The 25049-nt window shown below is 71.2% G+C and carries 24 protein-coding genes and 6 tRNA genes; 21 read left to right on the forward strand and 9 right to left on the reverse strand.

The genetic code is table 11. The features are described from left to right. Positions 1-11: 11 nt before the first annotated feature. From ACFY5C_RS25345 to ACFY5C_RS25370, 6 genes are all read left to right on the forward strand, one after another. The gene (locus ACFY5C_RS25345; RefSeq protein WP_389447774.1) at positions 12-644 is read left to right on the forward strand and encodes a GNAT family N-acetyltransferase; all 633 of its coding nucleotides are present in this window, start codon (positions 12-14) and stop codon (positions 642-644) included. Between the two features lie 115 nt (positions 645-759). Further along, on the forward strand, positions 760-1977 hold the full coding sequence (gene cbiE, locus ACFY5C_RS25350; RefSeq protein WP_389447775.1) for a precorrin-6y C5,15-methyltransferase (decarboxylating) subunit CbiE: 1218 nt from the start codon (positions 760-762) through the stop codon (positions 1975-1977). A gap of 418 nt (positions 1978-2395) precedes the next feature. Beyond that, a complete protein-coding gene (cobT, locus tag ACFY5C_RS25355) occupies positions 2396-6610 on the forward strand; it encodes a nicotinate-nucleotide--dimethylbenzimidazole phosphoribosyltransferase (protein ID WP_389447777.1) in 4215 nt (1404 codons plus the stop codon). A gap of 139 nt (positions 6611-6749) precedes the next feature. Beyond that, positions 6750-7991, forward strand: a complete 1242-nt coding sequence (cobA, locus tag ACFY5C_RS25360) for a uroporphyrinogen-III C-methyltransferase (RefSeq protein WP_389447779.1) — start codon at positions 6750-6752, stop codon at positions 7989-7991. A gap of 64 nt (positions 7992-8055) precedes the next feature. Then, on the forward strand, positions 8056-8874 hold the full coding sequence (locus tag ACFY5C_RS25365) for a TrmH family RNA methyltransferase (protein WP_383607808.1): 819 nt from the start codon (positions 8056-8058) through the stop codon (positions 8872-8874). Between the two features lie 5 nt (positions 8875-8879). Then, on the forward strand, positions 8880-9278 hold the full coding sequence (locus ACFY5C_RS25370; protein WP_389447781.1) for an NUDIX domain-containing protein: 399 nt from the start codon (positions 8880-8882) through the stop codon (positions 9276-9278). A 109-nt stretch (positions 9279-9387) separates the two neighbouring features. Here ACFY5C_RS25370 and ACFY5C_RS25375 read toward each other — a convergent pair whose 3' ends face one another. Further along, a complete protein-coding gene (locus tag ACFY5C_RS25375; protein ID WP_389448058.1) occupies positions 9388-10812 on the reverse strand; it encodes a protein kinase in 1425 nt (474 codons plus the stop codon). A gap of 196 nt (positions 10813-11008) precedes the next feature. On the opposite strand from ACFY5C_RS25375, the gene ACFY5C_RS25380 reads away from it, so the two are divergent. The 4 genes from ACFY5C_RS25380 to ACFY5C_RS25395 all read left to right on the forward strand — a co-directional run bounded on the left by ACFY5C_RS25380 (position 11009) and on the right by ACFY5C_RS25395 (position 13576). Further along, a complete protein-coding gene (locus tag ACFY5C_RS25380) occupies positions 11009-11248 on the forward strand; it encodes a hypothetical protein (protein ID WP_328428941.1) in 240 nt (79 codons plus the stop codon). Positions 11249-11482: 234 nt separating this feature from the next. Then, entirely contained in the window at positions 11483-11680 is a 198-nt protein-coding gene (locus ACFY5C_RS25385; protein WP_328428942.1) for a hypothetical protein, read from the forward strand. A 559-nt stretch (positions 11681-12239) separates the two neighbouring features. After that, positions 12240-13193, forward strand: coding sequence for a phosphotransferase (locus ACFY5C_RS25390; protein ID WP_389447783.1), 954 nt, complete (start codon positions 12240-12242; stop codon positions 13191-13193). 80 nt (positions 13194-13273) lie between these two features. Then, positions 13274-13576, forward strand: coding sequence for a zf-TFIIB domain-containing protein (locus ACFY5C_RS25395; protein WP_389447785.1), 303 nt, complete (start codon positions 13274-13276; stop codon positions 13574-13576). A 51-nt stretch (positions 13577-13627) separates the two neighbouring features. Here ACFY5C_RS25395 and ACFY5C_RS25400 read toward each other — a convergent pair. The 5 genes from ACFY5C_RS25400 to ACFY5C_RS25420 all read right to left on the reverse strand — a co-directional run bounded on the left by ACFY5C_RS25400 (position 13628) and on the right by ACFY5C_RS25420 (position 14112). Beyond that, a tRNA-Val gene (locus tag ACFY5C_RS25400) sits at positions 13628-13699 on the reverse strand. 49 nt (positions 13700-13748) lie between these two features. Next, a tRNA-Val gene (locus tag ACFY5C_RS25405) sits at positions 13749-13820 on the reverse strand. 34 nt (positions 13821-13854) lie between these two features. Further along, a tRNA-Val gene (locus tag ACFY5C_RS25410) sits at positions 13855-13926 on the reverse strand. Between the two features lies 1 nt (position 13927). Continuing rightward, positions 13928-14001, reverse strand: a tRNA-Cys gene (locus ACFY5C_RS25415). Between the two features lie 38 nt (positions 14002-14039). Further along, positions 14040-14112 (reverse strand) — tRNA-Gly (locus tag ACFY5C_RS25420). 178 nt (positions 14113-14290) lie between these two features. Between ACFY5C_RS25420 and ACFY5C_RS25425 the strand changes: the two genes are divergently transcribed. The 3 genes from ACFY5C_RS25425 to ACFY5C_RS25435 all read left to right on the forward strand — a co-directional run bounded on the left by ACFY5C_RS25425 (position 14291) and on the right by ACFY5C_RS25435 (position 17041). Next, positions 14291-15337 carry a chorismate-binding protein gene (locus ACFY5C_RS25425; protein WP_389447787.1) on the forward strand — a complete coding sequence of 349 codons (1047 nt, stop codon included), beginning with the start codon at positions 14291-14293 and terminating at the stop codon, positions 15335-15337. Beyond that, on the forward strand, positions 15334-16155 hold the full coding sequence (locus ACFY5C_RS25430) for an aminotransferase class IV (RefSeq protein ID WP_389447789.1): 822 nt from the start codon (positions 15334-15336) through the stop codon (positions 16153-16155). Before ACFY5C_RS25425 ends, ACFY5C_RS25430 begins: the two co-directional genes overlap by 4 nt. Positions 16156-16216: 61 nt before the next feature. After that, positions 16217-17041, forward strand: a complete 825-nt coding sequence (locus ACFY5C_RS25435) for a GNAT family N-acetyltransferase (protein WP_389447791.1) — start codon at positions 16217-16219, stop codon at positions 17039-17041. 44 nt (positions 17042-17085) lie between these two features. Here the strand turns inward: ACFY5C_RS25435 and ACFY5C_RS25440 are convergent, their stop codons facing one another. Continuing rightward, the gene (locus ACFY5C_RS25440) at positions 17086-17610 is read right to left on the reverse strand and encodes a DsbA family protein (protein WP_389447793.1); all 525 of its coding nucleotides are present in this window, start codon (positions 17608-17610) and stop codon (positions 17086-17088) included. 233 nt (positions 17611-17843) lie between these two features. Here ACFY5C_RS25440 and ACFY5C_RS25445 point away from each other — a divergent pair, with 233 nt between their 5' ends. Beyond that, positions 17844-18278: a hypothetical protein gene (locus ACFY5C_RS25445; protein ID WP_389447794.1), complete on the forward strand. Its 435-nt coding sequence runs from the start codon at positions 17844-17846 to the stop codon at positions 18276-18278. Between the two features lie 154 nt (positions 18279-18432). Further along, positions 18433-18585, forward strand: coding sequence for a hypothetical protein (locus ACFY5C_RS25450; protein WP_004002639.1), 153 nt, complete (start codon positions 18433-18435; stop codon positions 18583-18585). Between the two features lie 64 nt (positions 18586-18649). On the opposite strand, the gene ACFY5C_RS25455 is transcribed toward ACFY5C_RS25450, so the two are convergent. Beyond that, positions 18650-19210 carry a CGNR zinc finger domain-containing protein gene (locus ACFY5C_RS25455; RefSeq protein WP_389447796.1) on the reverse strand — a complete coding sequence of 187 codons (561 nt, stop codon included), beginning with the start codon at positions 19208-19210 and terminating at the stop codon, positions 18650-18652. 320 nt (positions 19211-19530) lie between these two features. Next, positions 19531-19944 carry an SsgA family sporulation/cell division regulator gene (locus ACFY5C_RS25460; RefSeq protein ID WP_004002642.1) on the reverse strand — a complete coding sequence of 138 codons (414 nt, stop codon included), beginning with the start codon at positions 19942-19944 and terminating at the stop codon, positions 19531-19533. A 191-nt stretch (positions 19945-20135) separates the two neighbouring features. On the opposite strand from ACFY5C_RS25460, the gene ACFY5C_RS25465 reads away from it, so the two are divergent. The 6 genes from ACFY5C_RS25465 to ACFY5C_RS25490 all read left to right on the forward strand — a co-directional run bounded on the left by ACFY5C_RS25465 (position 20136) and on the right by ACFY5C_RS25490 (position 24974). After that, entirely contained in the window at positions 20136-20594 is a 459-nt protein-coding gene (locus ACFY5C_RS25465) for a TIGR02611 family protein (protein WP_389447797.1), read from the forward strand. 88 nt (positions 20595-20682) lie between these two features. Then, positions 20683-20754: transfer RNA gene (locus ACFY5C_RS25470), tRNA-Val, on the forward strand. A gap of 352 nt (positions 20755-21106) precedes the next feature. Further along, complete coding sequence (locus ACFY5C_RS25475; protein WP_389447798.1) at positions 21107-22432, forward strand: ABC transporter substrate-binding protein; 1326 nt, start codon at positions 21107-21109, stop codon at positions 22430-22432. Continuing rightward, positions 22432-23433 (forward strand): carbohydrate ABC transporter permease, encoded by a 1002-nt coding sequence (locus ACFY5C_RS25480; protein WP_389447799.1) that lies wholly within the window; start codon positions 22432-22434, stop codon positions 23431-23433. Before ACFY5C_RS25475 ends, ACFY5C_RS25480 begins: the two co-directional genes overlap by 1 nt. Further along, positions 23430-24323, forward strand: a complete 894-nt coding sequence (locus tag ACFY5C_RS25485; protein WP_389447800.1) for a carbohydrate ABC transporter permease — start codon at positions 23430-23432, stop codon at positions 24321-24323. The genes ACFY5C_RS25480 and ACFY5C_RS25485 overlap by 4 nt, the downstream gene beginning before the upstream one ends. Positions 24324-24335: 12 nt before the next feature. Beyond that, complete coding sequence (locus ACFY5C_RS25490) at positions 24336-24974, forward strand: hypothetical protein (RefSeq protein ID WP_389447801.1); 639 nt, start codon at positions 24336-24338, stop codon at positions 24972-24974. Positions 24975-25049: the final 75 nt, after the last annotated feature.

Genomic DNA, 25049 nt, shown 5'->3' on the forward strand with positions numbered 1-25049 from the left:
CGGAGTGGCGCATGACTAGCACCTTCCCCAACATCTCCATCAGCACGGAGCGGTTGGTGCTGCGTCCCTTCGAAGACCTCGACATCCAGTCGCTGGCCGAGATGATGAACGACGAACTGGTCACCGCCTGGACCTCCGTGCCGCAGCCCTACACCGAGGCCGACGCCCGCGCCTGGATCGCCGAACTCGCCCCCGCAGAACGCACCGAGGGACGCGGCATCGTCTTCGCCGTCACCGAGTTCCTCACGCAGCGTCTCGTCGGCATCGTCCACCTGCAGAACACCGACTGGCGTGTCCGCTCCAGCGAGATCTCCTACGTCGTCGCGCCCTGGGCGCGCGGCGAGGGCTACGCCTGCGAGGCGGCCCTGGCCACCGCGCAGTGGCTGTTCCACGACCAGAAGTTCGAAAGGCTGGAACTGCGCACCGCCGCCGACAACACCGCGTCCCAGCAGGTCGCGCAGAAGATCGGCTGTATCAGCGAGGGCGTGCTGCGCGGCGCCCGGATAGCGCGCGCCAGGACCGACAGCGGCGAGTGGATCGACGTCCGCACGGACCTCATCGTCTGGAGCCTGCTGCCCGAGGACCTGGAGGGCGTCGGCGATCAGTCGGCCGACGGCTTCACCTCGTTCGGTGACTGGAACTGACGGGTAGCGAAACCACGGGCGCCCAGGGTGCCCGCGTGGCGACCAGGTACCCTCACGGAGCCTGCCCCTCGGGCTGCCCGACGACGACCTGCGCAAACCCTGGAGAGAGACGACGATGGCCGACCGGGTCACGGTGATCGGCTGGGACGGCTCGCCGCTGACCGCCGCGGCACGCTCCGCCCTCGGTGCCGCCACGCTCGTGGCCGGTGCCGCCCACCACCTGGCGCTCCCCGAGGTGCCGCCCGCCGCAGAGCGCATCCGCCTCGGCAGCGTCGCCCTTGCCGCCCGCCGGATCGCCGGCCACCGCGGCACCGCGGTCGTGCTCGCCGACGGTGACCCCGGCTTCTTCGGAGTCGTACGGACCCTGCGCGCGCCCGAGTTCGGCCTGGAGGTCGAGGTCGTCCCCGCAGTCTCCTCCGTAGCCGCCGCCTTCGCCCGGGCCGGTATGCCGTGGGACGACGCACAGGTGGTCGTCGCACACCCCCGCACCCTGCGCCGCGCGGTCAATGTGTGCCGCGCCCACACCAAGGTCGCGGTCCTCACCTCGCCCGGCGCGGGCCCCGCCGAACTCGGCCTCCTTCTCGAAGGCGTCCACCGCACCTTCGTCATCTGCGAGGAACTGGGCACCGACCGCGAACAGGTCACCGTCGTCACCTCCGACAAGGCCGCCGACCACACCTGGCGCGACCCGAACGTCGTGATCGTCATCGGCGGCAAGGTGGCCGCCGCGGAGGGCGGCGGGTGGATCGCCGGCCGTGACCCCTCTGCCGCGCCGCGCGGCTGGACGCTGCCCGCCGAGGCCTACGGCGGTCTCATGGGCGAAGGCGAGCTGGAGCCGCTGCGCTCGGCCCAACTCGTCCGGCTGGGCCCCCGCGTCGGGGACCTCGTGTGGGACATCGGCTGCGGCAGCGGCGCCTTCGCCACCGAGGCGGCGAGGGCCGGCGCCGCCGTCATCGCCGTCGACCGCGACCCGCGCGCCTGCGAGCGCACCGAGGCCAACGCACGCGCCCTCGGGGTCCAGCTCCAGATCGTCCACGGAAGGGCCCCGCACGTTCTGGAGAACCTCCCCGAACCGGACGTCGTCCGCATCGGAGGCGGGGGACCGGCCGTCGTGTCCGCCGTAGCCGACCGGCGCCCGCAGCGCATCGTCACCCACGCCGCCACCCGCGACGAAGCCGAACTCGTCGGCCGCGACCTCACCCAGCACGGCTACGACGTGGAGTGCGCCCTCCTGCAGTCCGTGCAACTGGACACGCGTGCCTGGACGGAGCGGGAGCGTACGGTCGCGTTCCTGCTCACCGGAGATCTGGGGCGGCGCGAAGCGCCTCGTTGAGGGGTGGCGGTCGGCGGGCGACGGGCGGGCACTGAACGACCGCACAGGGTAATCGCAGGGCCTCCCCGTGATCCGGTTGTCGTACCGCGCGCGGTAGGCTGGCCGATCGTTGTACCGCACTCGGTCGCCCGGCACTTCGTCGGTCAATGTCCGGAAAAACGCTCCCCATTTGGGGCGGGTGTGGTACGGCGAAACCGGAGGACGCGCAACGTGGCGCAGTCCACAGCGGCCTGTCGCGGATCTACCTGTCGCGACGGTCGAACGGCCACGACAATGCCACTCAATGGCTTTGTCGCCTTTTTGGGCGGGTCGCTCGTGCCGCTGGGCACGCACGCTCGTTCTTCACTACGGGGGCGGTCGGTGCGCCGTCCCCGGTGAGCTGGTCGTGGAAGCACTAACCGATGGGCGAGGGGTACGCATGACCGACACCGGCCAGGTCCCGGGCGAGGGACTGCCGGAGAGCGCAGGCATGGTGGAGCAGCCGGGCGCCCACGCGGCGCACGGTACGTACACCTACCTCTCCGAGACCCCCGCCGAGGACGAAGACCTGCTGCTGCCCGGCTCTCAGGGCGCCTGGGGCACCGAGGTCGCGCCGCCCGCGCCGGAGCCGGTCCTCGAGGCCCTGCACGAGCCGGACGCGCACGAGATGTCCGGCCGCGACAGCGGTTCGGTCGACCTCAGTGCCGTCCGTCTGCCGTCCCCGTCGGCGCCGATTCCGCCGATCACTCCCCGCCGCCCCCTGCACCTCGGTCCACCCATCCCCGACGCCTCCGCCAGCCCGGTCCGCTCCCTCGCCGACCGAGGCGCCGTTGGCGTCCCCGCCCGCCAGCCCGGCCCCGAGTACCTGGACGTCCCGCAGCACCGCGAGGCGTCGGCCCCACAGCCGGCGGCCGCCTGGGGCACGCCCGGCCAGCCCGTCGTGCCGGTGACCACCGCGGCACCGGCTGCCGAAACGGTTGTTCCGACCGGACAGCAGGTGGCCGCGGAGGGCGGTGCCGAGGCTGGTCCCGTTCAAGAGGCTGAGGTCGGTGCGCCTGCTCCGCAGGAGGGTGCGTACGGCGCCCAGGAGCCGTCGGGTGACGATGTCGCGTCGGCTGCCGGGGCGGTGCATGGCCAGGACGCCGGTGAGGCGCCGGTGGCCGAGCCGGGCTCGGTCGCGCGAGAGGGCGTCGTTCCTGCAGCCGATGAGGTGGCGGCTGCCGCCTACGATCCTGGGGCCGACGAGGTCGCGGCGGTTCCTGCTCCCGGGGCCGACCAGGCTTCGGCCATGGGTTCGGACGTCGGTGACGCTGCCGTGAGTGCGGCCGATTTCGGTGCCGCCGAGGCCGCAGCCCCTGCGGTTGCGGTTGATCTGACTGCCGGGCAGGTTCCGGTGAGCGAGGCCGACGCGAGTGCCGGACGGGCGCCGCAGGACCCGGCTGCCGACGCGGCCGAGGCCGCAGCCCCTGCGGTTGCGGTCGATCCGACTGCCGGGCAGGTTCCGGTGAGCGAGGCCGACGCGAGTGCCGGACAGGCGCCGCAGGACCCGGCTGCCGACGCGGCCGAGGTCGGGGCCGCGCAGGCTGCCGGGGCACCTGTTGCTGACGCTGGGCACGGTTCCGAGATGCCTGCGGCTGATGCCGTGCCGCTTCCTGGGCAGGCGGCTTCTGATGGCGTGCCGCTTCCTGAGCAGGTGGATTCTGATGGGGTGCCGCTTCCTGAGCACGCCGCCCCTGATGCCGTGCCGCTTCCCGAGCAGACGATCCCTGACAGCGCGCAGCTTCCCGAAGCGCCGGCTCCTGAAGGCACCCCGATCCCCGGTGCCCCTGCCCCTGAAGCCGTCCAGGTCCCTGACGCCCCCGCGCAGGAACCCGTCCCGCTTCTCGACGCTCCCGCGCCCGAGGCCCCCGCGCAGGTCGCCGAGCCCGCAGCACACGAGGCGGCCCAGGTCCCGGAAGCCGCCCAGGTCCCGGAAGCCGCCCAGTTCCCCGACGCACCCCAAGCGCCCTCGGCCCCCGCGCTGGCTGATTCCCAGCTGACGCCGGACGCCGTCCCGGCCCCGGCCGCGCTCGACGCGGCGCAGCAAGCCGAGCCCTCGGAGGCCGAGAATCTCGCGCCGATCGGGCAGCCCGGGGACATCGTCACCGCGTCCACCGACGACGCCTTCGCCGCCGTGATCTCCGAACCGGCCCCGGAACTCGCGAACGCCGAGCAGGCGTACCAGCAGCCGACCTCACAGCACGCCGCTCTGCCCGACGCCGACGGCGAGGCCGAGGTCGAGGACGAAGCGCAGGCCGTGGCCGCGAGCGCGCCCGCCGTCGACGCGGAGGCCCCCGTGGCGGACCCGGCTGCCGTCGCCGCCCCCGTGGCGCAGTTCCCGGAGGCCCAGCAGGCCCCGGACGTCACCGCCGAGCCCGCCGTGGCCCCCCAGCCACTCGCCGCGGTCGCCGCCGATGCCGCCCCGCACCCGGCCGCGGCACAGCCCGCCCAGGCCGAGGCGCCCGAGCCTTTCGTCGCCGAGCCCGCCGGGCCGCAGCTCCGGCCCCCGGCCGCCCAGCACGTGCAGGCCTCCGAGGACCCGGCACAGGCAGCCGTGGAGCCCGCGGAGTCCGGCGAGGACGACGCCCCGGCCTTCGTCCCGGCCGGTATCGCACAGGAGCCCGTGCCCGACCAGCCGCTGGGGCAGTTCGTCCCGGTCGAGGGATCGGTGCCCACCACCCCGCACCTCGCCCCGACCCCGCCGCAGCCGATCGTCCTCCCCGTGGCGGAGGCACCGGCTCCCGTCGCCGCCGTTCCGGCACCGCGCGACGGCGACCCCGAACTCGTACAACTCGCGGAGGACCTGGACACCAGGGCCTCCGACCAGGAAGACCCCGGAGAAGAGAGCACGGCGTCCGTGGAACAAGCACCGCAGTCCACCGGCCCGGCCGCGCCCGCCTACGACGACGCCGAACGCGAGGCCGTCCTCAAGGTCATGCGCGAGCGGCGCGACATCCGCAACGGCTTCCGCAGCGACCCCATCCCGCACGAGGTGCTGCTCCGCGTCCTGGAGGCCGCCCACACCGCGCCCTCCGTCGGGCACTCGCAGCCCTGGGACTTCGTCGTCATCCGCTCGTCGGACACCCGGCGCACCATGCACGAACTGGCGATGCGCCAGCGCGAGGCGTACGCCAAGTCCCTCCCCAAGGGGCGGGCGAAGCAGTTCAAGGAACTGAAGATCGAGGCCATCCTCGACACCCCGGTGAACATCGTCGTCACCGCCGACCCGACCCGCGGCGGCCGCCACACCCTCGGCCGGCACACCCAGCCGCAGATGGCGCCGTACTCCGCCGCGCTCGCGGTCGAGAACCTTTGGCTCGCCGCGCGTGCCGAGGGCCTCGGTGTCGGCTGGGTCAGCTTCTTCGACGAGCGCGAGATGGTCCGCGCCCTCGGCCTGCCCGAGCACCTGGAGGTCATCGCCTACCTGTGCGTCGGGTACGTCGACGAGTTCCCGGACGAGCCCGAGCTGCTCCAGGCAGGCTGGTCCAAGCGCCGCCCGCTGTCCTGGGTCGTGCACGAGGAGACGTACGGCCGTCGCGCCCTGCCCGGCGAGGAGCCGCACGACCTGCTGGCCGAGACCGTCGCCCAGATCCGCCCGCTGGACGCCAAGGCGCTCGGTGAGGCATGGGAGCGGCAGAAGCGCATGACCAAGCCGGCCGGCGCGCTCGGCATGCTGGAGATCATCTCCGCGCAGCTGTCCGGGCTGTCCCGGCAGTGCCCGCCGCCGATCCCGGAGCCCGCGGCCGTCGCGATCTTCGCCGGCGACCACGGCGTGCACGCCCAGGGCGTCACCCCCTGGCCGCAGGAGGTGACGGCCCAGATGGTCGCCAACTTCCTCGGCGGCGGCGCGGTCTGCAATGCCTTCGCGGGCCAGGTGGGCGCGGAGGTGTGCGTCGTGGATGTCGGCGTGGCGGCGGATCTGCCGGCCACCCCCGGCCTGCTGCCCCGCAAGGTCCGCGCGGGCACGTCCGACATGACGACGGGCACCGCGATGTCCCGCGAGGAGGCCAAGCAGGCCATCGAGGTGGGCATCGAGACGGCCCGCGACCTGGTGGCGGCCGGCAACAAGGCGCTGCTGACGGGCGAGATGGGCATCGCCAACACGACCGCCTCGGCCGCCCTGATCTCCGTCTTCACCGGCGCCGACCCGGCCGAGGTCACCGGCCGCGGCACCGGCATCAACGACGAGACCCTCGCCCGCAAGACCGAGGTCATCCGCCGCGCCCTCGAACTCCACCAGCCCGACCCGGCCGACCCCATCGGAGTCCTGGCGGCGATCGGCGGCTTCGAACACGCCGCGCTGGTCGGCCTCCTGCTGGGCGGCGCCTCCCTCCGCACGCCGGTGATCCTGGACGGCGTCAGCGCCGGCGCCGCCGCCCTGGTCGCCCGCGCCATCGCCCCCGAGGTCCTCGCGGCCTGCATCGCCGGCCACCGCAGCGCGGAGCCCGGTCACGTGGCCGCCCTCAACAAGCTGGGCCTGCGTCCCCTGGTCGACCTCGACCTCCGCCTGGGCGAGGGCACGGGCGCCCTGCTGGCCCTCCCGCTGGTCCAGAGCACGGCGAGGGCGATGCACGAGGTGGCGACGTTCGACTCGGCGGGTGTCACCGAGAAGTGACTCGGAACCGGGGCGGGGGATGCGCTCCTGCGCGCACCCCACCCCGGCCGTACGCTGAACCAACCTCTAAAATCCGCACGTCAGGGCTGCTCCAGCGCCGTAGCACCCATCGCATTGCCAGGACGAGGAGCCGCACCTCATGGCCGAAAATCCCGCCTACCCCGTAGGCCTCCGCCTCTCCGGCCGCAAAGTGGTCGTCCTCGGCGGCGGCCAGGTCGCCCAGCGCCGTCTCCCGGCACTGATCGCGGCGGGCGCGGACGTCTTCCTCGTGTCCCCCGAGGTGACCCCGTCCGTGGAGGCGATGGCGGACGCCGGGGAGATCACCTGGCAGCGGCGGCCGTACGCCGACGGCGACCTGTCGGACGCGTGGTACGCCCTCATCGCGACCGGCGACAAGGAAGCCAACACCCGAGCCTCCTCCGAAGCGGAGCGCCACCGCGTCTGGTGCGTCCGCTCCGACGACGCCGACGCCGCCACCGCCTGGACCCCGGCCACGGGGACCAGCGAGGGCGTCACCGTGGCGGTCCTCACCAGCGACGCGCGCGGTCGCGACCCCCGTCACACCGCCGCGATCCGCGACGCGGTCGTCGAGGGCCTGCGTGACGGCACCCTCGTCGCCCCGCACCACCGCACCCGCACCGCCGGCGTCGCCCTGGTCGGCGGCGGCCCCGGCGACCCCGACCTGATCACGGTGCGCGGCCGCCGCCTGCTCGCCGAGGCCGACGTGGTCATCACCGACCACCTCGGCCCGCGCGACCTGCTCGCGGAACTGCCGTCGAGCGTCGAGGTGATCGACGCGGCGAAGCTGCCGTACGGCAGGTTCATGGCCCAGGAGGCCATCAACAACGCGCTGATCGAGCACGCCAAGCAGGGTAAGTCGGTCGTACGCCTCAAGGGTGGCGACCCCTTCGTCTACGGCCGTGGCATGGAGGAGGTCCAGGCGCTGGCCGAGGCCGGTGTGCCGTGCACGGTCGTGCCCGGCATCTCCAGCTCGATCTCGGTGCCGGGCGCCGCCGGCATCCCGGTCACCCACCGGGGCGTCGCCCACGAGTTCACGGTGGTCAGCGGCCACATCGCCCCCGACGACGAGCGCTCCCTGGTCGACTGGCCGTCCGTCGCCAAGCTGACCGGCACCCTGGTGATCCTGATGGGCGTCGCCACGATCGGGAAGGTCGCCGAGACCCTGATCGCCCATGGCAAGTCCCCGGACACGCCCGTCGCCCTCGTCCAGGAGGGCACGACGGCCGCCCAGCGCCGGGTCGACGCGACCCTCGCGACCGCCGCCGAGACCGTGCTCGCCCACGAGGTGAAGCCGCCGGCGGTCATCGTCATCGGCAACGTCGTGCACGTGGGACCGAGTGGACCGAACCCTTCCGCGTAACCGCGGGTAACCCAACCCGTACCGAACCGTTGGCACCACACCCAGGACAAGGCAGTATCACCCTGTGGCCGATCTCATCACTGTCGATGACCCCGCCGACCCGCGCCTGAGCGACTACACGGGCCTGACCGACGTCGAACTGCGCCGCAAGCGCGAGCCGGCCGAGGGCCTGTTCATCGCCGAGGGCGAGAAGGTCATCAGACGGGCCAAGGAAGCAGGCTACGAGATGCGGTCGATGCTGCTCTCGGCCAAGTGGGTCGACGTCATGCGCGACGTCATCGACGAACTCCCGGCTCCGGTGTACGCGGTCAGCCCCGACCTCGCCGAGCAGGTCACCGGCTACCACGTGCACCGCGGCGCGCTCGCCTCCATGCAGCGCAAACCGCTCCCGACGGCCACCGAACTCCTCCAGTCCGCCCGCCGTGTGGTGGTCATGGAGTCGGTCAACGACCACACCAACATCGGCGCCATCTTCCGCTCCGCTGCCGCCCTCGGCATGGACGCGGTCCTGCTCTCCCCGGACAGCGCCGATCCCCTGTACCGCCGCAGCGTCAAGGTCTCCATGGGCGCGGTCTTCTCGGTGCCGTACGCCCGTCTGGACACCTGGCCCAAGGGCCTCGAAACGGTCCGCGAGGCGGGCTTCACCCTCCTCGCCCTCACCCCCGACGAGAAGGCCAAGACCCTCGACGAGGCCGCCCCGCACCGCATGGACCGGGTCGCGCTGATGCTCGGCGCCGAGGGCGACGGCCTCTCCACCCAGGCCCTGGTCGCCGCCGACGAATGGGTCCGCATCCCGATGTCCCACGGTGTCGACTCACTCAACGTCGGCGCGGCGGCCGCGGTCGCCTTCTACGCGGTGGCCTCGGGCCGCCCGCAGATCTAGGCCGCATGGCGACGGCCCAGCGGGAGGCGATCGTCGCGGTCCTCCTGCGAGCCGACCGAATCCTCGCCATCCGCCGGGGCCCAGCCGTCGCACGCCCCGGCTACTGGCAACCCCTCAGCGGCAAGGTCGAACCGGGGGAGACCCAGCGCGAGGCCGTCGTCCGGGAGGTCCGCGAGGAGGTCGGCCTCACCGTCGCACCCATGGCCAAGGTCTGGGAGTCCGAGACGGACGACGGCCGCTTCCGCCTCCACTGGTGGACGGCGAACGCCGAGACCGGCGATGTCGTCCCCGACCCGGGAGAGGTCGCCGAGGCACGCTGGGTCACGGCGGAGGAGTTCCTGTCCCTGGACCCGGTCTTCGAGGGCGACCGGGAGTTCTTCGAGCGGATCCTGCCGGCCCTGTGAGGCCCACCCGCCGGCCCCCGTGCGCGCCACCCGCCGGCCCCCGCGAGGCCGACGCCGTCGTGCCTTCGGCTCGGACTGTCGCCCAGCGCCAGTCCGGCAGGATCAGGCCCTAGTCGCGGATCTCGAACGTCGACTCGTACCGCTGGGACATCAGTTCGTCCTCGTCCAGCGGCGCGTAGCCGGGTTCCACCTGCTCCTGCTCCTGCTGCGGCCGTACGACGTCCCCGTCACCGCCGAGCCCACGGTCCGGGCCCTGGCAGCCCTGCGCCGCCGCGATGCCGAGCGCCACGAGCAACGTCACCACGACGAATACGAACAGCCGCTGCCGCAGCAACTGCGGGTTGGCGGGCCGCCGACCCGTTCCTGTCCGCGGCGCCGGGCGGCCTGCGCCGTTGCGCGGCGCGGTCCGGCCGCCGCCGCCCGAGCGTGGGGAATTGCGCGAGGCGGGGATCGACCGGGGTCCGGGCCGGGACGAGGCCGTACCGCCGGGCGAGGCGCTGCCGCCCCTTGACGGAACACCGTCGCGCGCGGGACCGGGACCCCGGGAGGCGCCGTTGCCGCGCGGGGCGACGGCGCCGCGCGGCGGGGGAGTGCCCTGCGGGCGGCGCTGGAGACGCTGCTGTTGCGGGTAGGTGTCGGCGAGCCGCCCGGTCGGCCGGTCCGCCTCTCCGGAACGCGGCGCGGGCGGTCGTACGTCCGCGAGACCCTGCGCCTCCCGGGCCGCGATCTCCTTGAGACGCAGCGACAACTGCAGCGTGCTGGGCCGCTCCTCCGGGGCCTTCGCGAGACAGGCCCGCACCAGGGGTGCGAGCGCGTCCGGTACGCCGTGCAGCTGGGGCTCCTCGTGGACGACGCGGTACAGCATCACCTCGGAGCTGCCGTGTCCGAAGGGTGAGTCACCCATGGACGCGTAGGCGAGCGTGGCACCGAGGGAGAAGACGTCCGTGGCCGGGGTGACGGCGGCGCCGCGCACCTGTTCCGGGGCGAGGAAGCCGGGGGAGCCCACCGCGGTGCCGACGTGCGTGAGGGTCGAGGCCCCCGTCGCCCAGGCGATGCCGAAGTCGATGATCCGCGGGCCCTTGGGGGACAGCAGGATGTTGGAGGGCTTGAGATCCCGGTGGACGACACCGGCCTCGTGCACGGCGACCAGGCCCTCGGACAGGGCGGCTCCCACGGCGGCGACGTCCGCCGCGCCGAGCGCTCCCTCGCCCGCGACCTTGTCGTGCAGGGAGGGCCCGGGCACGTACTGGGTGGCGAACCACGGCCGATCCGCCTCGAGGTCCGCCGCCACGAGCCGTGCCGTACAGCCACCGCGAATCCGCCGTGCCGCCGACACCTCACGCGCGAACCTCGAGCGGAACTCCTGATCCTCCGCCAGGTCGGGCCGGATCACCTTGAGCGCGACCCGCTGCCCCTTCTTGTCGGAGCCCAGGTAGACGACGCCCATTCCGCCCGCGCCGAGCCGTCTGTGAAGCCTGAACGAGCCGACGACGCGCGGGTCCTCGCGCCTCAGGCGCATCATCGCCATGTTCATCCCCGCTGCCCGGTCCGTCTGACGAGCCACAGCTTACGTTTCCACGGGCCGCCGTGCGCAGAGGCCGCGCCCTCTCGGGCCGATGGATTGTCAGTGGTGGGTGGGAGACTTGAAGGGTGGTCAGGGGGCTGGTGAGCAGGGCGACTTCGCCCCGCAATGTCCCCCAACCACCCGTCGCAGAAGGGGGATTGGGCCCGTGAAGGGTGATCGCGTGGAGATAGTCGTCGATGCGGGGGACACGACCCGCACGTACGAGGTGGTGGCGAGCAGGGCGGGCCGCCGGGTGGAGACGGCGGTGCGTCGAGGTGTCGTGGAAGTGAGCGAAGTCACCCGAAGCGGGACTGTCGTGCGTACGGCGCGCTTCATGGCGAACCGGGTCCTCGCGCTGGTCGAGCAGCCCGTGCCGCGCGAGGACAGCTCGGAGAAACCGGTGTAGACCGGGCGTCCCCTCGGGGAAGACCCCGAGACCTAGGACCTCGTCTCCACCCAGGGGAGTACTCCCCAGGTCATGGCTCATCCTCCGGGAGGCCCGCCAATCGGTACGAGGGCATGACGCCCGGCGGGCCCCGGCCGCCTAGATTTGAGGTCAAGCGGCGGGTGCAGCACTCGTCCCCCGAGGTCAGACACCCGCCGCTGCCAACGACAACTGACACAGGTCAGGAGAGGGACCATGGCCCAGACGGCACCGCGGACACTGATCCGCACGCAGCAGCACACGCTGCTGCGCCCGCGCCGGCAGGGTCGCCGCCACCCCCTGGTGGCGACGCTCATGGCCCTTCCCCTGGCGGTCCTTCTCCTCGTCGTCTTCGACGGCTGGGAGACAGTGGCCACACAGGCGTCGTCCGTGGGCGTGATGCTGGGGCGCTGAGCGGCGACCCCAGGCCCGGAAGAGCGGTCCGGGCGGGGACATCCACCCATGAAACCCCGTGGGGACGGGGGTGCGGCGGACGGCAAAAATGCCGGCGCAGCTGGGGAGCTGCGCCGGCATTGCTTTTGCCTGCTCCGGCCCGCTGGGCCGAGCGCGGGCTTGCGTAGCGCTCGCGGGCCATGGGCGGAGGGTCTTCGCCTCTTGATGCCCGTCCCGGCATTCCAGCCCGTCCGGTGTGTGAGGACGAGGCCGCACCATCCCGAGCCCCCACCCACCCGCAGGTGGCTCAGCTTCTTGATGCCGGTCCCGGCATTCCAGCCCGTCCGGCGTTTGAGGACGAGGCCGTTCAGGCCGAAGCGGGGGTCTGGGGGCGGCAGCCCCCAGGTACCGGGTCGAAGGGGCGGGGCCCCTTCAATGACGGGAAGGGTAGGGGCGGCGGGGGCGAGAACATCCCGGGGCACGCCCTACACCCGGCCCCGGCCGACGAGCACCCCCCGGCCAGGCGGCGCAGTCACCGCGTACCCTCTGCCCATTCCCCTCCCGCACACAAGGGACCCCAGTGACGCCGAACCCCCTCCTACCCGCCCTCAACGCACACGCCGAAGCCACGGCACACACAGGCCGCCACCCCTGTCCCTGCGGAGCAACCGTCACACTGGCCGACCGCCCCGACGCCACCGTGGTCCGGCACGCCGACACCGTCGCCAAGGCCCACGCCCCCGACATCACCCCCACCGAACTCACCCCCCGCCTCACCACCGCCGCCAACCTCCCCGACATACTCCTGGCCCCGCTCAGCCTCATACCCGCCGACCTGCACGGCCGACTGGTCACCTTCTGGCCGTACGGCACTCCCGTCGACCCCGGCGACCCCGACGCGGCCCCCTGGGAGGCGGCAGCCACCCTCCTCGCCCGCCTCCACCGAGCCCCGACCGACGCCTCCGCTCCGCTGCCTCCGATGCGCGGCCCGGCCAAGGCCGCCCACGCCGTAGACCGGCTCCGCAAAGCTGGGAGCAGCCCCCTCGCCACCGGCACCGCCGCCGTCCTCCGCGCCTGGGACACCCTCCCGGCCTGGGCCCGTGCGAAGGCCCCGCAGCCCGACACCGGCACCCTCTGCCACGGCGACCTCCACCTCGGCCAACTCGTCCGTCACCCGGCCCCGGACGGCCCGTGGCTGCTCATCGATGTCGACGACCTCGGCGTGGGCGTGCCGGCCTGGGATCTCGGACGGCCGGCCGCCTGGTACGCCTGCGGGCTGCTGTCGCCCGACGAGTGGGAGCGATTCCTGTCCGCGTACCGCACCGCAGGCGGACCGGCCGTCCCCGCGGACGGCGATCCCTGGCCCGCCCTGGACGTCCCGGCCCGCGCCCTCACCGCGCAGACCGCCGCACGGGCGATCACCAAGGCCCTGGCCGAGGGCCGCGCCCTGGACGAGGTCGAGCAGTCCCTCGTGGACGCCTGTGACCGAATGGCGTCCGTCCCCCCTGAGTTGACCCGGGATTACGCAAAGTAGGGTGCAACCGACCGCAGCCGGACAGAGTCTGTTCTGGCGATACGCGAAGCAGGATCGACCGGCGAGGAGTTGAGCCGACCATGCAGTGTCCGAAGTGCCGAGCCCCGATGCACACGTACAACCGCAATGGCGTCCAGATCGAGCAGTGCAGCGGTTGCCGCGGCATCTTTCTCGACTACGGCGAGCTGGAGTCGCTGACCCGCCTGGAGTCCCAGTGGTCCCAGCCGGCCCCGCCGCCTCCGGCCGCCCCGCAGGCCTACCCGCCCGCCGCCCCTCAGGCTCCGGCCTGGGGCGCCCCGCATGGTGGTCACCACGGCGGCCACGGCGGTCACTACGGCCACAAGCGTCACAAGAGCTTCGGCCACATGCTGTTCTCCAGCTGAGCCGCACCAGCACGAAGAAGCCCCCGGTCATCGACCGGGGGCTTCGGTGTGTGGACGATACTGGGATTGAACCAGTGACCTCTTCCGTGTCAGGGAAGCGCTCTCCCGCTGAGCTAATCGTCCTCGGGACCGTGATCGACCAAACAAGCCTGAAGATCACGAACTTGCTGCGTGCGCGATACTGGGATTGAACCAGTGACCTCTTCCGTGTCAGGGAAGCGCTCTCCCGCTGAGCTAATCGCGCGGGTCAGACCTTCGATGATCTGTCGAAGATCCAGTGGACGATACTGGGATTGAACCAGTGACCTCTTCCGTGTCAGGGAAGCGCTCTCCCGCTGAGCTAATCGTCCTTGGAGGTGGAGACGGGATTTGAACCCGTGTAGACGGCTTTGCAGGCCGTTGCCTCGCCTCTCGGCCACTCCACCAGGAGTGTAGGGGTTCGGGAAGATCCCCTGTTCCTTCGAGCGGACGACGAGGCTCGAACTCGCGACCTCAACCTTGGCAAGGTTGCGCTCTACCAACTGAGCTACGTCCGCTTGTCGTTTCGTTCCGCTCCCGCGGCCCGGCGACGAGTTGAACTCTAGCGGATTCCGGGGCCAGCACAAAAACGCGTTTGTGCAGCGTGCTGCGCTGCACCTGCTCAGGGACCTGCCGACGGCTCCCGAAGGGACATGGCCAGGTCACCCGCAGGTCACCCGCCATAGACTCGACTGCGTGCCCGACCTCCCTCCCCTCGCCCGCTTCGGCGATCGCGTGGCCACCGGCCTCCTCGATGTGACCGACGACCCCGCTGCCCTGGACTCCAGCGGTTTCTGGGCCGTCTGCGCCGACTTCGAGGGTGCTCTGACCTGCGCCCGCTTCCGGGACGTACGAGAGGAGCCCGTGCCCGCCCCGGTCCCGGGGAAGTGGCTCGGGCCGACTGCCGGTGACTGGACGTCGTCGCTCGACCGCGCCGCGTACACGGCGGGCGTACGGCGCATCCGCGAGCACATAGCGGCCGGCGAGGTATATCAGGCGAATCTGTGCCGTGTCCTGAGCGCGCCGATCCGGCCGGACGCCGATGTGGACGACCTGACGGCCCTGCTGGCCCGCGGCAATCCGGCACCGTACGCAGGAACGATCCGGCTGCCGGGGCACGGGGTTGAGATAGCGACCGCGTCGCCGGAGCTCTTCGTGCGCCGCCATGGGCGTGTTGTCGAGTCCGGGCCGATCAAGGGCACCGGGCGGACCGAGGCGGACCTGCTGGAGAAGGACTACGCCGAGAACGTGATGATCGTGGACCTGGTGCGCAACGACATCGGCCGCGTGTGTGCCACCGGGACCGTGACCGTGCCCGATCTGTGCGCCGTCGAGAAGCACCCGGGGCTTGTCCATCTGGTGTCCACCGTCCGCGGCGAACTGGGCGCCGGCGCCGGCTGGCCCGAGCTGCTCGGCGCCGCCTTCCCGCCCGGCTCGGTCACCGGTGCGCCCAAGTCGAGCGCCCTGCGGATCATCGACGCGTTGGAGACGGCGCCCCGGGGCCCGTACTGCGGTGGCATCGGGTGGGTCGACGCCGACCGGGGCGTCGGCGAGCTGGCCGTCGGGATCCGTACCTTCTGGATCGACCGGGCCGAAGGAGTGCTGCGGTTCGGCACCGGCGCGGGGATCACCTGGGGGTCTGACCCCGAGGGGGAGTGGCGGGAGACCGAGCTGAAGGCGTCCCGGCTGCTCGCGGTAGCGTCGGGAGCGTACGAGGTGAGTGGAGAGGGACTGCAATCGTGAAGATCTGGCTGGACGGCGTGCTTCAGGACATCGAGTCCGCCCGTGTCTCCGTCTTCGACCACGGGCTGACCGTGGGCGACGGCATCTTCGAGACGGTGAAGGCGGTGGACGGCCGTCCGTTCGCGCTGACCCGGCACCTCGACCGGCTGACGCGCTCGGCGCGCGGTCTGGGTCTGCCCGAGCCCGACCATGATGAGGTGCGCCGCGCCTGCGCCGCCGTCCTGGAAGCCAACCGGATGCCGCTCGGCCGGCTGCGCATCACCTACACCGGGGGCCACGGACCTCTCGGCTCCGACCGTGGCGAGCACGGACCGACCCTCGTCGTCGCCCTCGGCGAGACATCCCGGCGCCCCGACTCCACGGCCGTCATCACCGTGCCCTGGACCCGCAACGAGCGCGGCGCGCTGACCGGCCTGAAGACGACCTCGTACGCCGAGAACGTCGTGGCCCTCGCCCGCGCCCACCAACACGGCGCCTCCGAAGCCCTGTTCGCCAACACGGTCGGGCAGCTCTGCGAGGGCACCGGGTCGAATGTCTTCGTCGTCCTGGACGGCGAGATCCACACCCCGCCGGTCGCCTCGGGCTGCCTCGCGGGCATCACGCGCCTGCTGGCCATCGAGTGGACCGGCGCGAAGGAGACGGACCTGCCGCTGGACGTCCTCGAGCGGGCCGACGAGGTCTTCCTCACCTCCACCCTGCGGGACGTGCAGGCCGTGCACCGCGTCGACGACCGTGAACTGCCGGACGCACCGGGGCCGGTGACCGCCAAGGCGATGCGGATCTTCGCGGAGCGGTCGGGCGACGACCTGGACCCGTAGAGCGAGGGCCACGCGGAAAAATGGGCTGCCGTGGGCCGGTGCGATGGGTAGAACACCCCTGATGACCACGACCCTGCGGCCGACCGAGCCGCTTCAGCACAACGAGGACGGGACCCGTTCGCGCCGCTTTCAGGTGTGTGTGAACGGCCGCCCCGTGGGCGCACTTCACCTCGGCACGCATCCCGTCTTCGGCGGCACGGTCGCCCGAATAGGGGAGCTGCGCATCGAGGAACCCGACCGGCGCCGCGGCCGGGGCACGGTGGCCGCCCTCGCCGCGGAGGAGGTGGCGCGCGGCTGGGGCTGCCGGCGCATCGAGGTGACGGTCCCCGGCACCGCCGGACCGGCGCTGCGCCTCGCCACGGCGCTCGGCTACGTCGTACGCAATCGCGGCATGCAGAAGGCGCTCGGCGACACTCCGCCCGAGCTGCCCCGGGGCAGCCGGGCGCGACCCATGACGGAGGCCGAGTACGGGCCCTGGCTGGACGAGAGCCAGGAGGGATACATGCGCAGCTGGGCAGGGCGCGGGGTCCCGGAGGCCGAGGCCCGGGCCAAGTCCGAGCGGGACCACGCCGCACTGCTGCCGGAGGGACTGCGCACGCCGGATGTGTTTCTCAGCGTTCTCGAACACGAGGGAACCCAGGTGGGCACCCTGTGGGTGGCGGCGCGTGACGGCGGCGCGTACGTGTACGACGTGGAGACGGCCCCGGCCCACCGGGGCAAGGGACACGGACGCACGCTGATGCTCCTGGCCGAGGCCCAGGCGATCGCCGCGGGGCACCGGGTCATCGGTCTCAACGTCTTCGCGGACAACACCCCGGCCGAGCGGCTCTACGAGTCACTCGGCTACGAGACGACCCTGTCCGCCCTCTACAAGACGCTGCTCTAGCCGTCGCCCGGCCGAGGGCCCGGCGGCCGTGGACCCGGCGGACGTCAGGAGCTCTGCTCCGCCAGCAGCCGGTCCGCGATCTCCTCGATGCGCTCGCGCAGCCCCTCCTGGCTCTTCCCGCCGTCGAGGCGCTCGCCGCCGATCACATACGTCGGCGTGCCGGTCACGCCGATCGCCTTGCCCTCGGCCTGGTCGGCGTCGACGATCAGGATGTGCCGCCCGTCGACCAGCGCGGTGTCGAACTCCTCCGTGTCCAGGCCGAGTTCCCCGGCCACCTCGACCAGGAAGGGTTCGCCCTTACGGCCCAGCTCCTCGACCCGGCCCAGCACGGCCTCCACGTACGGCCACCCCTGCCCCTGCTCGAAAGCCTCCTCGGCCGCCTGCGCACCGGCGAAGGCATGCTTGTGCTTCTCCAGCGGGAAGTGCCGGAGGCGCAGCTCCAGCCGGTCGCCGTAGCGGGCACGCAGGGCACGGAGATCGTCCAGGGCGCTGCGGCAGTCGGGGCACTGCACCTCGCACCAGACGTCGAGGACGGGGGCGGCGGGACGGTCGGGGGAGGAGTCGCTCATGGCTCCAGTTTCCCAGCAGTGGCGCGGGTGACCCAATCCGACCCGGTTCTCCGCCGGACGGTTGCCCTGACGGCACTCCGACCCCGGCCGTACTACCGCGACCGGGACCTGCGGAGGAGATGACCCGGAGATGTCCCTGATGTCGGGCCCAGGCATGGCCGCGCGGGGTTGCCACGGTGCAGGATGGAAGGGACGAAGTGCCCTGACCGATTCAGGCTGCCCTGGAGGACCGGATGATTGCCGAGACCGTCTGTTCCGCCGTCGCCGCGGCCGGCCTGGGTATCGCGGCGGTCACGGCGTACCGCAAGCGTTTCCTCGCGGCCACGCGCATCGCCGCGTACTCGCTGGTGCCCCTCGGGCTGGTGATGACCGGTGTCGTCGACTGGCTCGCGGACACCGCGTTCAGCCCGACCGCCTGGGCGGGCTTCGCAGTCCTCGGCGTCGCCTGGCTGCTGTTCGCGGGCAGCCGTGCGGTGGAGCGCCGCCGCGGCGGCACCCGCAAGGAAGCCAAGGCCCGCGCACAGCGTGAGGCGGTGGCCCCGGCGGCCTCGGCACCCTCGCTGGGGACGGGCTCCCGTCAGCCGACCCGGCCCGCGACCGCACCCAGGGCAGGGGCCTCGGACGACTTCAGCGACATCGAGGCGATCCTCAAGAAGCACGGCATCTGACGCCCGCACGCAGGACTGAAACGACACAGTGGGTCGCCGTCCGGCCGTAAGTGATCATCACTCGAACCGGACATCGCGGAATTCGGCGAACTCCCGCTCATTCCGGGCGTGTTGATCGCGCGACGAGGAACAACTACGTCATCATCACCGCGAGATGCTGGACACGACACAAAGCGAGGCCGCGCCACCTCAGGACGAGCCCCGCGGGTGCCTCTTCGCCCTTTCCCAGCCACCGCTGATGATCTTCCTTGCGGTGATCGGGTGTCTGCTCCTCATGGCTGCGCTGCACGATCTGCTGCTGCTCTGAGCCGTACCCGCGGCCCCCGGCGCCACCCGCCGGGGCCCGCGAAGACACCGGCATCCCGGCCCGCTCAGCCGGCTGCCTCCTTGCGGCGAGCCCGGTAGGCGGCCACATGCAGACGGTTTCCACAGGTGCGGCTGTCGCAGTAGCGCCGCGAACGGTTGCGGGAGAGGTCCACGAAGGCGTGTCGGCAGTCCGGCGCCTCACAGCGCCGCAGCCGCTCCTGCTCTCCCGCCACCACGAAGAACGCCAGCGCCATGCCGCAGTCGGCCGCGAGATGGTCGGCGATGGACGCGCCGGGGGCGAAGTAGTGCACATGCCAGTCGTAGCCGTCGTGGTCCGTGAGCCGCGGGGTGGTTCCCGCTGCCGCGATCAGGTCGTTGATCAGGCCGGCAGCGGCCTGCGCGTCGGGCTCCGCGAAGATCTCGGCGAACCGGCCGCGCACCTTGCGCACCGCGGACAGGTCGAACTCCGAGAGGACACCGACATCACTGATTTCGTGCTTTCGTACGAAATCGGCGAGCGCCGCGACGTCCGGCAGTGCGTCCGGGGTCTCGTCGCCCTCCGGTGCGGTGTTCACCAGATCCACCACGGCATCGAGCGCACACCGGGTGTCATGGGTGATCAGCACGTTTCGCTCCCTGGCCTGAGGTCGGGCGGGGCGCCCGCCGATGCTGGCCGATGGTAGTGGCTCGCAGCGCCCACAGACCGGCCACGACCGTACGTGGCTTCGAATACAACGCCGCAGCGGCGCCGACGGTTCCCGACCGGACCGGCCCGGACGGAAACCGTCGGTGTGTACTCACGGTGACCGACACGGTCGCCCTCCCCGAGCGCGCCGGCGCCGCCCCCGCAGAGCGGAGACGGCGCTGACGTGTGCCGTATGCGGTTGTCTTGGCCCGAGCCGTCTCCCCGAGTCGACGGCGCCGGGCGGCTTGCGGGGGCCTCGGCCTAGCTTTCCGCCAGGATGTGTGAGAGCTCCTGATCGAGATCGAAATGCCGATGCTCCGTACCGGGGGGCACCGCGGCATCCGTTCGCTTCAGGAAGGACTCCAGAGCCCGTGCCGGGGCCTCGAGCAGAGCCTCGCCCTCCGGAGAGCTCAGGGCGATGCAGACGACGCCCTGACCGTGACTGCGCGACGGCCAGACGCGGACGTCGCCGGTTCCGGTGGGCCGGTGGAGGCCCTCCGCGAGGAGGTCGCGGGCGAACACCCACTCGACGGTCTCCTCGGCTCCGGTGTGGAAGGTGGCGTGCACGGCGTAGGGGTCGGCCGTGTCGTACCGCAGGCCTGCGGGGACAGGCAGGGATGACTCGCTCGACACAACGAGGCGCAGGTGCAGCTCGCAGCTGACCGTGGTGTTCATAAGCGCCAGGGCCTTTCGCTCAGTGTGCGCTCGGGGATTCGCACGTCGGCGAAATCGACATGCCACCTACGGTGCCGTTGTAAACCCCTCTGAGTGTTTTGCGTGCGTTTACGTAACTCATCCGGCCGAGAACCCGTTCGCGAGGTACGACCATTCCAGTGACTGGTTTCCGTCCGGTAGGGTTTGGCCGTATGAATACGGGGAGTAACGAGCCTGGCGAGGTTGCCGTGGCTACCGACGAGACCGAAGTGGACGGTGTGAAGGGCGACAGCGAGCAGGGGCTCGGCTCACGAGCTCCGGAGTTCGTCAAGGCGCGTAGAGCGCTGCATGTCAGCTGGCAGGTGGGCGTCTTCGTCATCGGCCTGGCGATAGTCGTCACCGGCATCATCCTGCTGCCTCTGCCCGGTCCGGGCTGGGTGATCATCTTCGGGGGCATGGCGGTCTGGGCGACCGAGTTCGTATGGGCCCAGCTTGTCCTGCGCTGGACCAAGCGCAAGGTCACCGAGGCGGCCCAGCGGGCTCTCGATCCGAAGGTGCGCCGTCGCAACATCATCCTGACGACGATCGGCTTGGTGATCGTGGGTGTGCTACTCGGGATCTACCTGTGGAAGTTCGGCATAGTGATGCCCTGGAAGATCAAGGACCAGTGATCCGCGACGGGGGTGCGGACGTCGGCCGGTGCGGGCTCGCGTTGGTCACTCGCAGCCGCTGACATGGGGTAATGTTCTTCCTGCGTCCGGGCGATTAGCTCAGTGGGAGAGCGCTTCGTTCACACCGAAGAGGTCACTGGTTCGAACCCAGTATCGCCCACCCGGATCCGGCGGCCCGCCTGCGACTGTGCAGGCGGGCCGCCGTCGTTTGCTGTCGGCATGCGCGGCGCGCGGCTCGGCAGGAGCGTCCCCCGCGTAGGCGACATCTCGTCAACTCGCCCGTGACCATGCGGCCTTAGACCGGCCGGGACGGACGTACGGTGGCCGACTTGTTGTTCGGGATCTCGATCTCGCGCCTCTGACCTGCACCGACGCACGACCGGGCTCGGCCGACTCGCCGCCATGTGCCGGCACCCCGCCCCACAGGCCGCCAAGAAATTCCTGTCCGAATCATTGACGCACCCCGAGGCCCTCCGTAACTTGTGCCAGCAAGCGCTTACTTGAAACGATTCATGCAGGCGGAAGCGACGCTGCGGGGAGGCTCGACGGTGAGAACCAGCAGGAATGTTGAGAGGCGTACGATCCTGAAGGCGGCCGGCGCCACGGCGGCCACACTCGGGCTGGCCGCGACGACGGGCTGCGGTGGGGACGGAGGGGCCTCCGCCGACGGGACGGTGACGATCCGTTACGCGTGGTGGGGTGCCGAGGACCGCGCCGAGCGCATCAACAAGACCATTGAGCTGTTCCACAAGAAGTACCCGAAGATCAAGGTCAAGACGGACTTTCAGCCGTACACCGACTTCTGGAAGAAGTTCAACACCCAGGCCTCCGGGGGGAATCCGCCGGACGTGTTCCAGAATGCCATCGGCTTCCTGCGCAAATACGATGCGAAGAATGTTCTGCTCGATCTCAATGAGCAGGTCGAGGCCGGCCATCTGTCGATGGACGGCTTCCGCGCGGGACTCGAGAAGTTCGGCGAGATCGACGGAAAGCTCCTCGGGGTGCCTGTCGGGTCCAACTCGATGGCCCTGGTCATCGACAAGCCCGTCTACACCAAGGCGGGCGTGAAGCCGGAACAGGGCTGGACCTGGGACGACTTCGACGCGGCGATGAAGAAGATCCGCGACAGGGCGGGGCGCGCCGGCGACAGCGGCATGTACGGCGTCATGTACCTCTACGACCTCTACCTCCGCCAGAACGGCAAGGCGTTCTTCACCGAGGACGGTCTCGGCTTCACCGAGGCGGATCTGACGGACTGGTGGACCAAGGCCGAGAAGGGCGTGCAGGAGGGCGTCTACGCCGACGCCAAGAAGGTCGCCCAGATCAAGCCCAAGTCGGCCGTCTCGGCCGAGCTCGCCGGCGGCGAGTTCACCTGGGACAACTTCACGGTCCGCTACACGTCCGAGGGCAAGAGCGAGTACGGCCTCGCTCCCATCCCGACCACGGACGGCAAGAAGACCGGGCAGTACCTGGGCTCCCTGATGCTCAGCGCCTCCAGGCGCACCGAGCATCCCAAGGAGGTCGCCCAGTTCATCGACTTCATGGTCCACGACCCCGAGGTCGCCAAGATCATGGGCTACGACCGCGGTGTGCCCGCCACCCAGGCACAGTTCGACGCGTTCCAGCCGACGGACGAGGTCAACAAGGGGATCGCCGCCTACGAGATCTCCCTCGTCGAGGCGGGCGTCCTGGAGCCCATCACCCCGCACCCGAACGGTGCGGACATCTGCGAGGCCGCGTTCCTGCGCATCGCCGAGGAGCTCGCGCTGGGCAAGCGGTCGGTGGACGAGGCCGTCAAGCAGTACTTCGCCGAGTCGAAGACGGCTCTCGCCGGCTGATGGGAACCGCCGTGACACACGCCCCTGCGGTGGAGGGCCCGGCCAAGGGCTCCGAGCCGCGGCACGGCCCGGTGCAGCCCGGGCGTCCCGCCGCCCTCAAGCGGCGGGTCCGCCGGGAGAACCTGGCCGGCTATCTCTTCATGTCCCCCTGGATCGCCGGGTTCCTGCTGCTCACGGCAGGCCCGATGATCGCCTCGCTCTACTTCGCCTTCACCGACTACAACCTCTTCGACGCGCCCAAGTGGATCGGCCTCGACAACTTCTCCGAGATGTTCGGCGACCCGCGCTGGCGCCACTCGGTGCAGGTGACGCTCTGGTACGTCGTCGTGGGCACGCCGCTCAAGCTGCTCGCGGCCCTCGGCGTGGCGCTCCTCTTGGCCCAGAAGCGGCGCGGGCAGGCCGTCTACCGGGCCGCCTTCTACGCCCCGTCACTGATCGGCGCGAGCGTCTCCGTCGCGATCGTCTGGAAGGCGATCTTCTCCGACGACGCGATCGTCGACCGTACGCAGAAGATGTTCGGGATCGACGTCGGCGGCTGGACGGGCGATCCGGACCTGATCATCTACAGCCTGGTGGCGCTCACCGTCTGGCAGTTCGGCGCCCCCATGGTCATCTTCCTCGCCGGTCTCAAGCAGGTTCCGCGCGAGCTGTACGAGGCGGCGGAGGTCGACGGGGCGGGCAAGCTGCGGCGGTTCTGGAACATCACCCTGCCGATGATCTCCCCGGTCCTGTTCTTCAACGTCCTGCTGGAGACCATCCACTCCTTCCAGATCTTCAGCTCGGCGTACATCGTCGGCGGCGGCGCCGGAGGCAATGCCTGCGGTCCGGCCGACGGCTCGATGGTCTACACCTGCTATCTGTACGTCCAGGGCTTCGAGAACAGCAGGATGGGCCTCGCGTCCGCCATGGCCTGGATGCTGCTCGTCGCGGTCGCCCTGGTCACGGCGGTGCTGTTCTGGTCCCAGAAGCGCTGGGTGCACTACGAGGAGGGCGCCCGATGAGCGCACCCGCAACCGACATCAAGCCGGCACCCTCCGCGCGGGGCGGGGCGCTTCGCCACCGACTGCCCGGTTCCGTCGCCTGGCACATCGGGTCCCTGCTCGTCCTCGCGGTGATCCTCTACCCGGTGATCTGGGTCGTCGGCGGCTCGTTCAAGAAGAGCGAGGACATCATCGGCAGCCTGGACCTCTTCCCGGGCGACCCGAGCCTCTCCAACTACACGAGCCTCGCCGACGGCATCGCCGACATCTCGATCTCCACCTTCTTCCTCAACTCGCTCTTCCTCGCGGTCGGGTCGGTGATCGGGATCGTGGTGTCCTGCTCGCTGACGGCGTACGCCTTCGCGAGGATCCGTTTCGCGGGCCGGAATCTGCTGTTCACGCTGATGATCGGCACCCTCCTGCTGCCGTACCACGTCCTGCTGATCCCGCAGTACGTGCTGTTCCGCAACATGGAGATGATCAACACCTACACCCCGCTGCTGCTGGGGAAGTACCTGGCGACGGAGGCGTTCTTCGTCTTCCTGATGGTGCAGTTCATGCGGAACCTGCCCAAGGAGCTCGACGAGGCGGCCCGTCTCGACGGGTGCGGGCACTTCCGGATCTACTGGTCGATCATGCTGCCGCTGTGCCGGCCGGCCCTGATCACCAGCGCGATCTTCACCTTCATCAACGCCTGGAACGACTTCATGGGCCCGTTGATCTACCTCAACGAGCCCGACAAGTACACCGTCTCCCTCGGCCTGAAGATGTTCGTCGACCAGGAGGGCATCGCGAACTACGGCGGCATGATCGCCATGTCGCTCGTCGCCCTGCTGCCGGTCCTGGCCTTCTTCCTGGCGTTCCAGCGGTATCTGATCGACGGCATGGCGACGTCCGGACTGAAGGGCTGAGGTGAACCGGACATGGCCCAGGCACGCGTGAAGGTTCGTACGGCTCGTACCGCTCGCACCGTTCGTACGGCTCGTCGGGAGTCTCGCGGGGAGTCGCTCTTCGCCGAGCGGTTCGCCGTGTTCGCCGAGTGCCTGCTGACCGGTGTCTGGGTAGCGGTCGCCTCGCTCGGAGTGCTCACCTGTCCGGCCGCCCTTGCCGCCGGCGCCCGGCATCTGCATCGCCGTATCGCCCACGAGGGCGGTGGCCTGCGGGAGTTCGTCGCCGACTTCCGGGTGGCCGTGCGGCGTGGGTGGGTCGTCGGGATCGCCGGGTGGGCCGTAGCGGGCGCGGTCTGGGTCGACGTCCAGGCCGCGCGGGCCGGGATTCCGGGCGGGCCGCTCGTAGGGGCCATCGGGGTGTTCGCGCTGATCGGTGCTGTCGTGGCCCTGCTGCGGGCCGCAGCGGCCTGGACGCCGGATGCCGGCTGGTGGGTGCTGCTCGCGGGCGCCGGGCGCCGTACCGTGCTCGACCCCGCCGGGTCCTTCCTGATCATCGGCGGACTGGCTGTCGTGTCCGCCTCCGCCTGGTTCGCCGCGCCGCTGGCGGTCCCTGTCCTGGGGGCCGTCGTGGCGGCGGCCGTCGCCGTGGAGGAGCGGTACCGGCACCGCTGAACCGACGGTGCCACTCACACGGTCGGCGCTCCCGGCGCCGCACCCATCTCTGTCATGCCCCTGCCCGGTCGCAAG

The organism is Streptomyces sp. NPDC012935, assembly GCF_042900345.1.
Classification (GTDB): Bacteria; Actinomycetota; Actinomycetes; order Streptomycetales; family Streptomycetaceae; genus Streptomyces.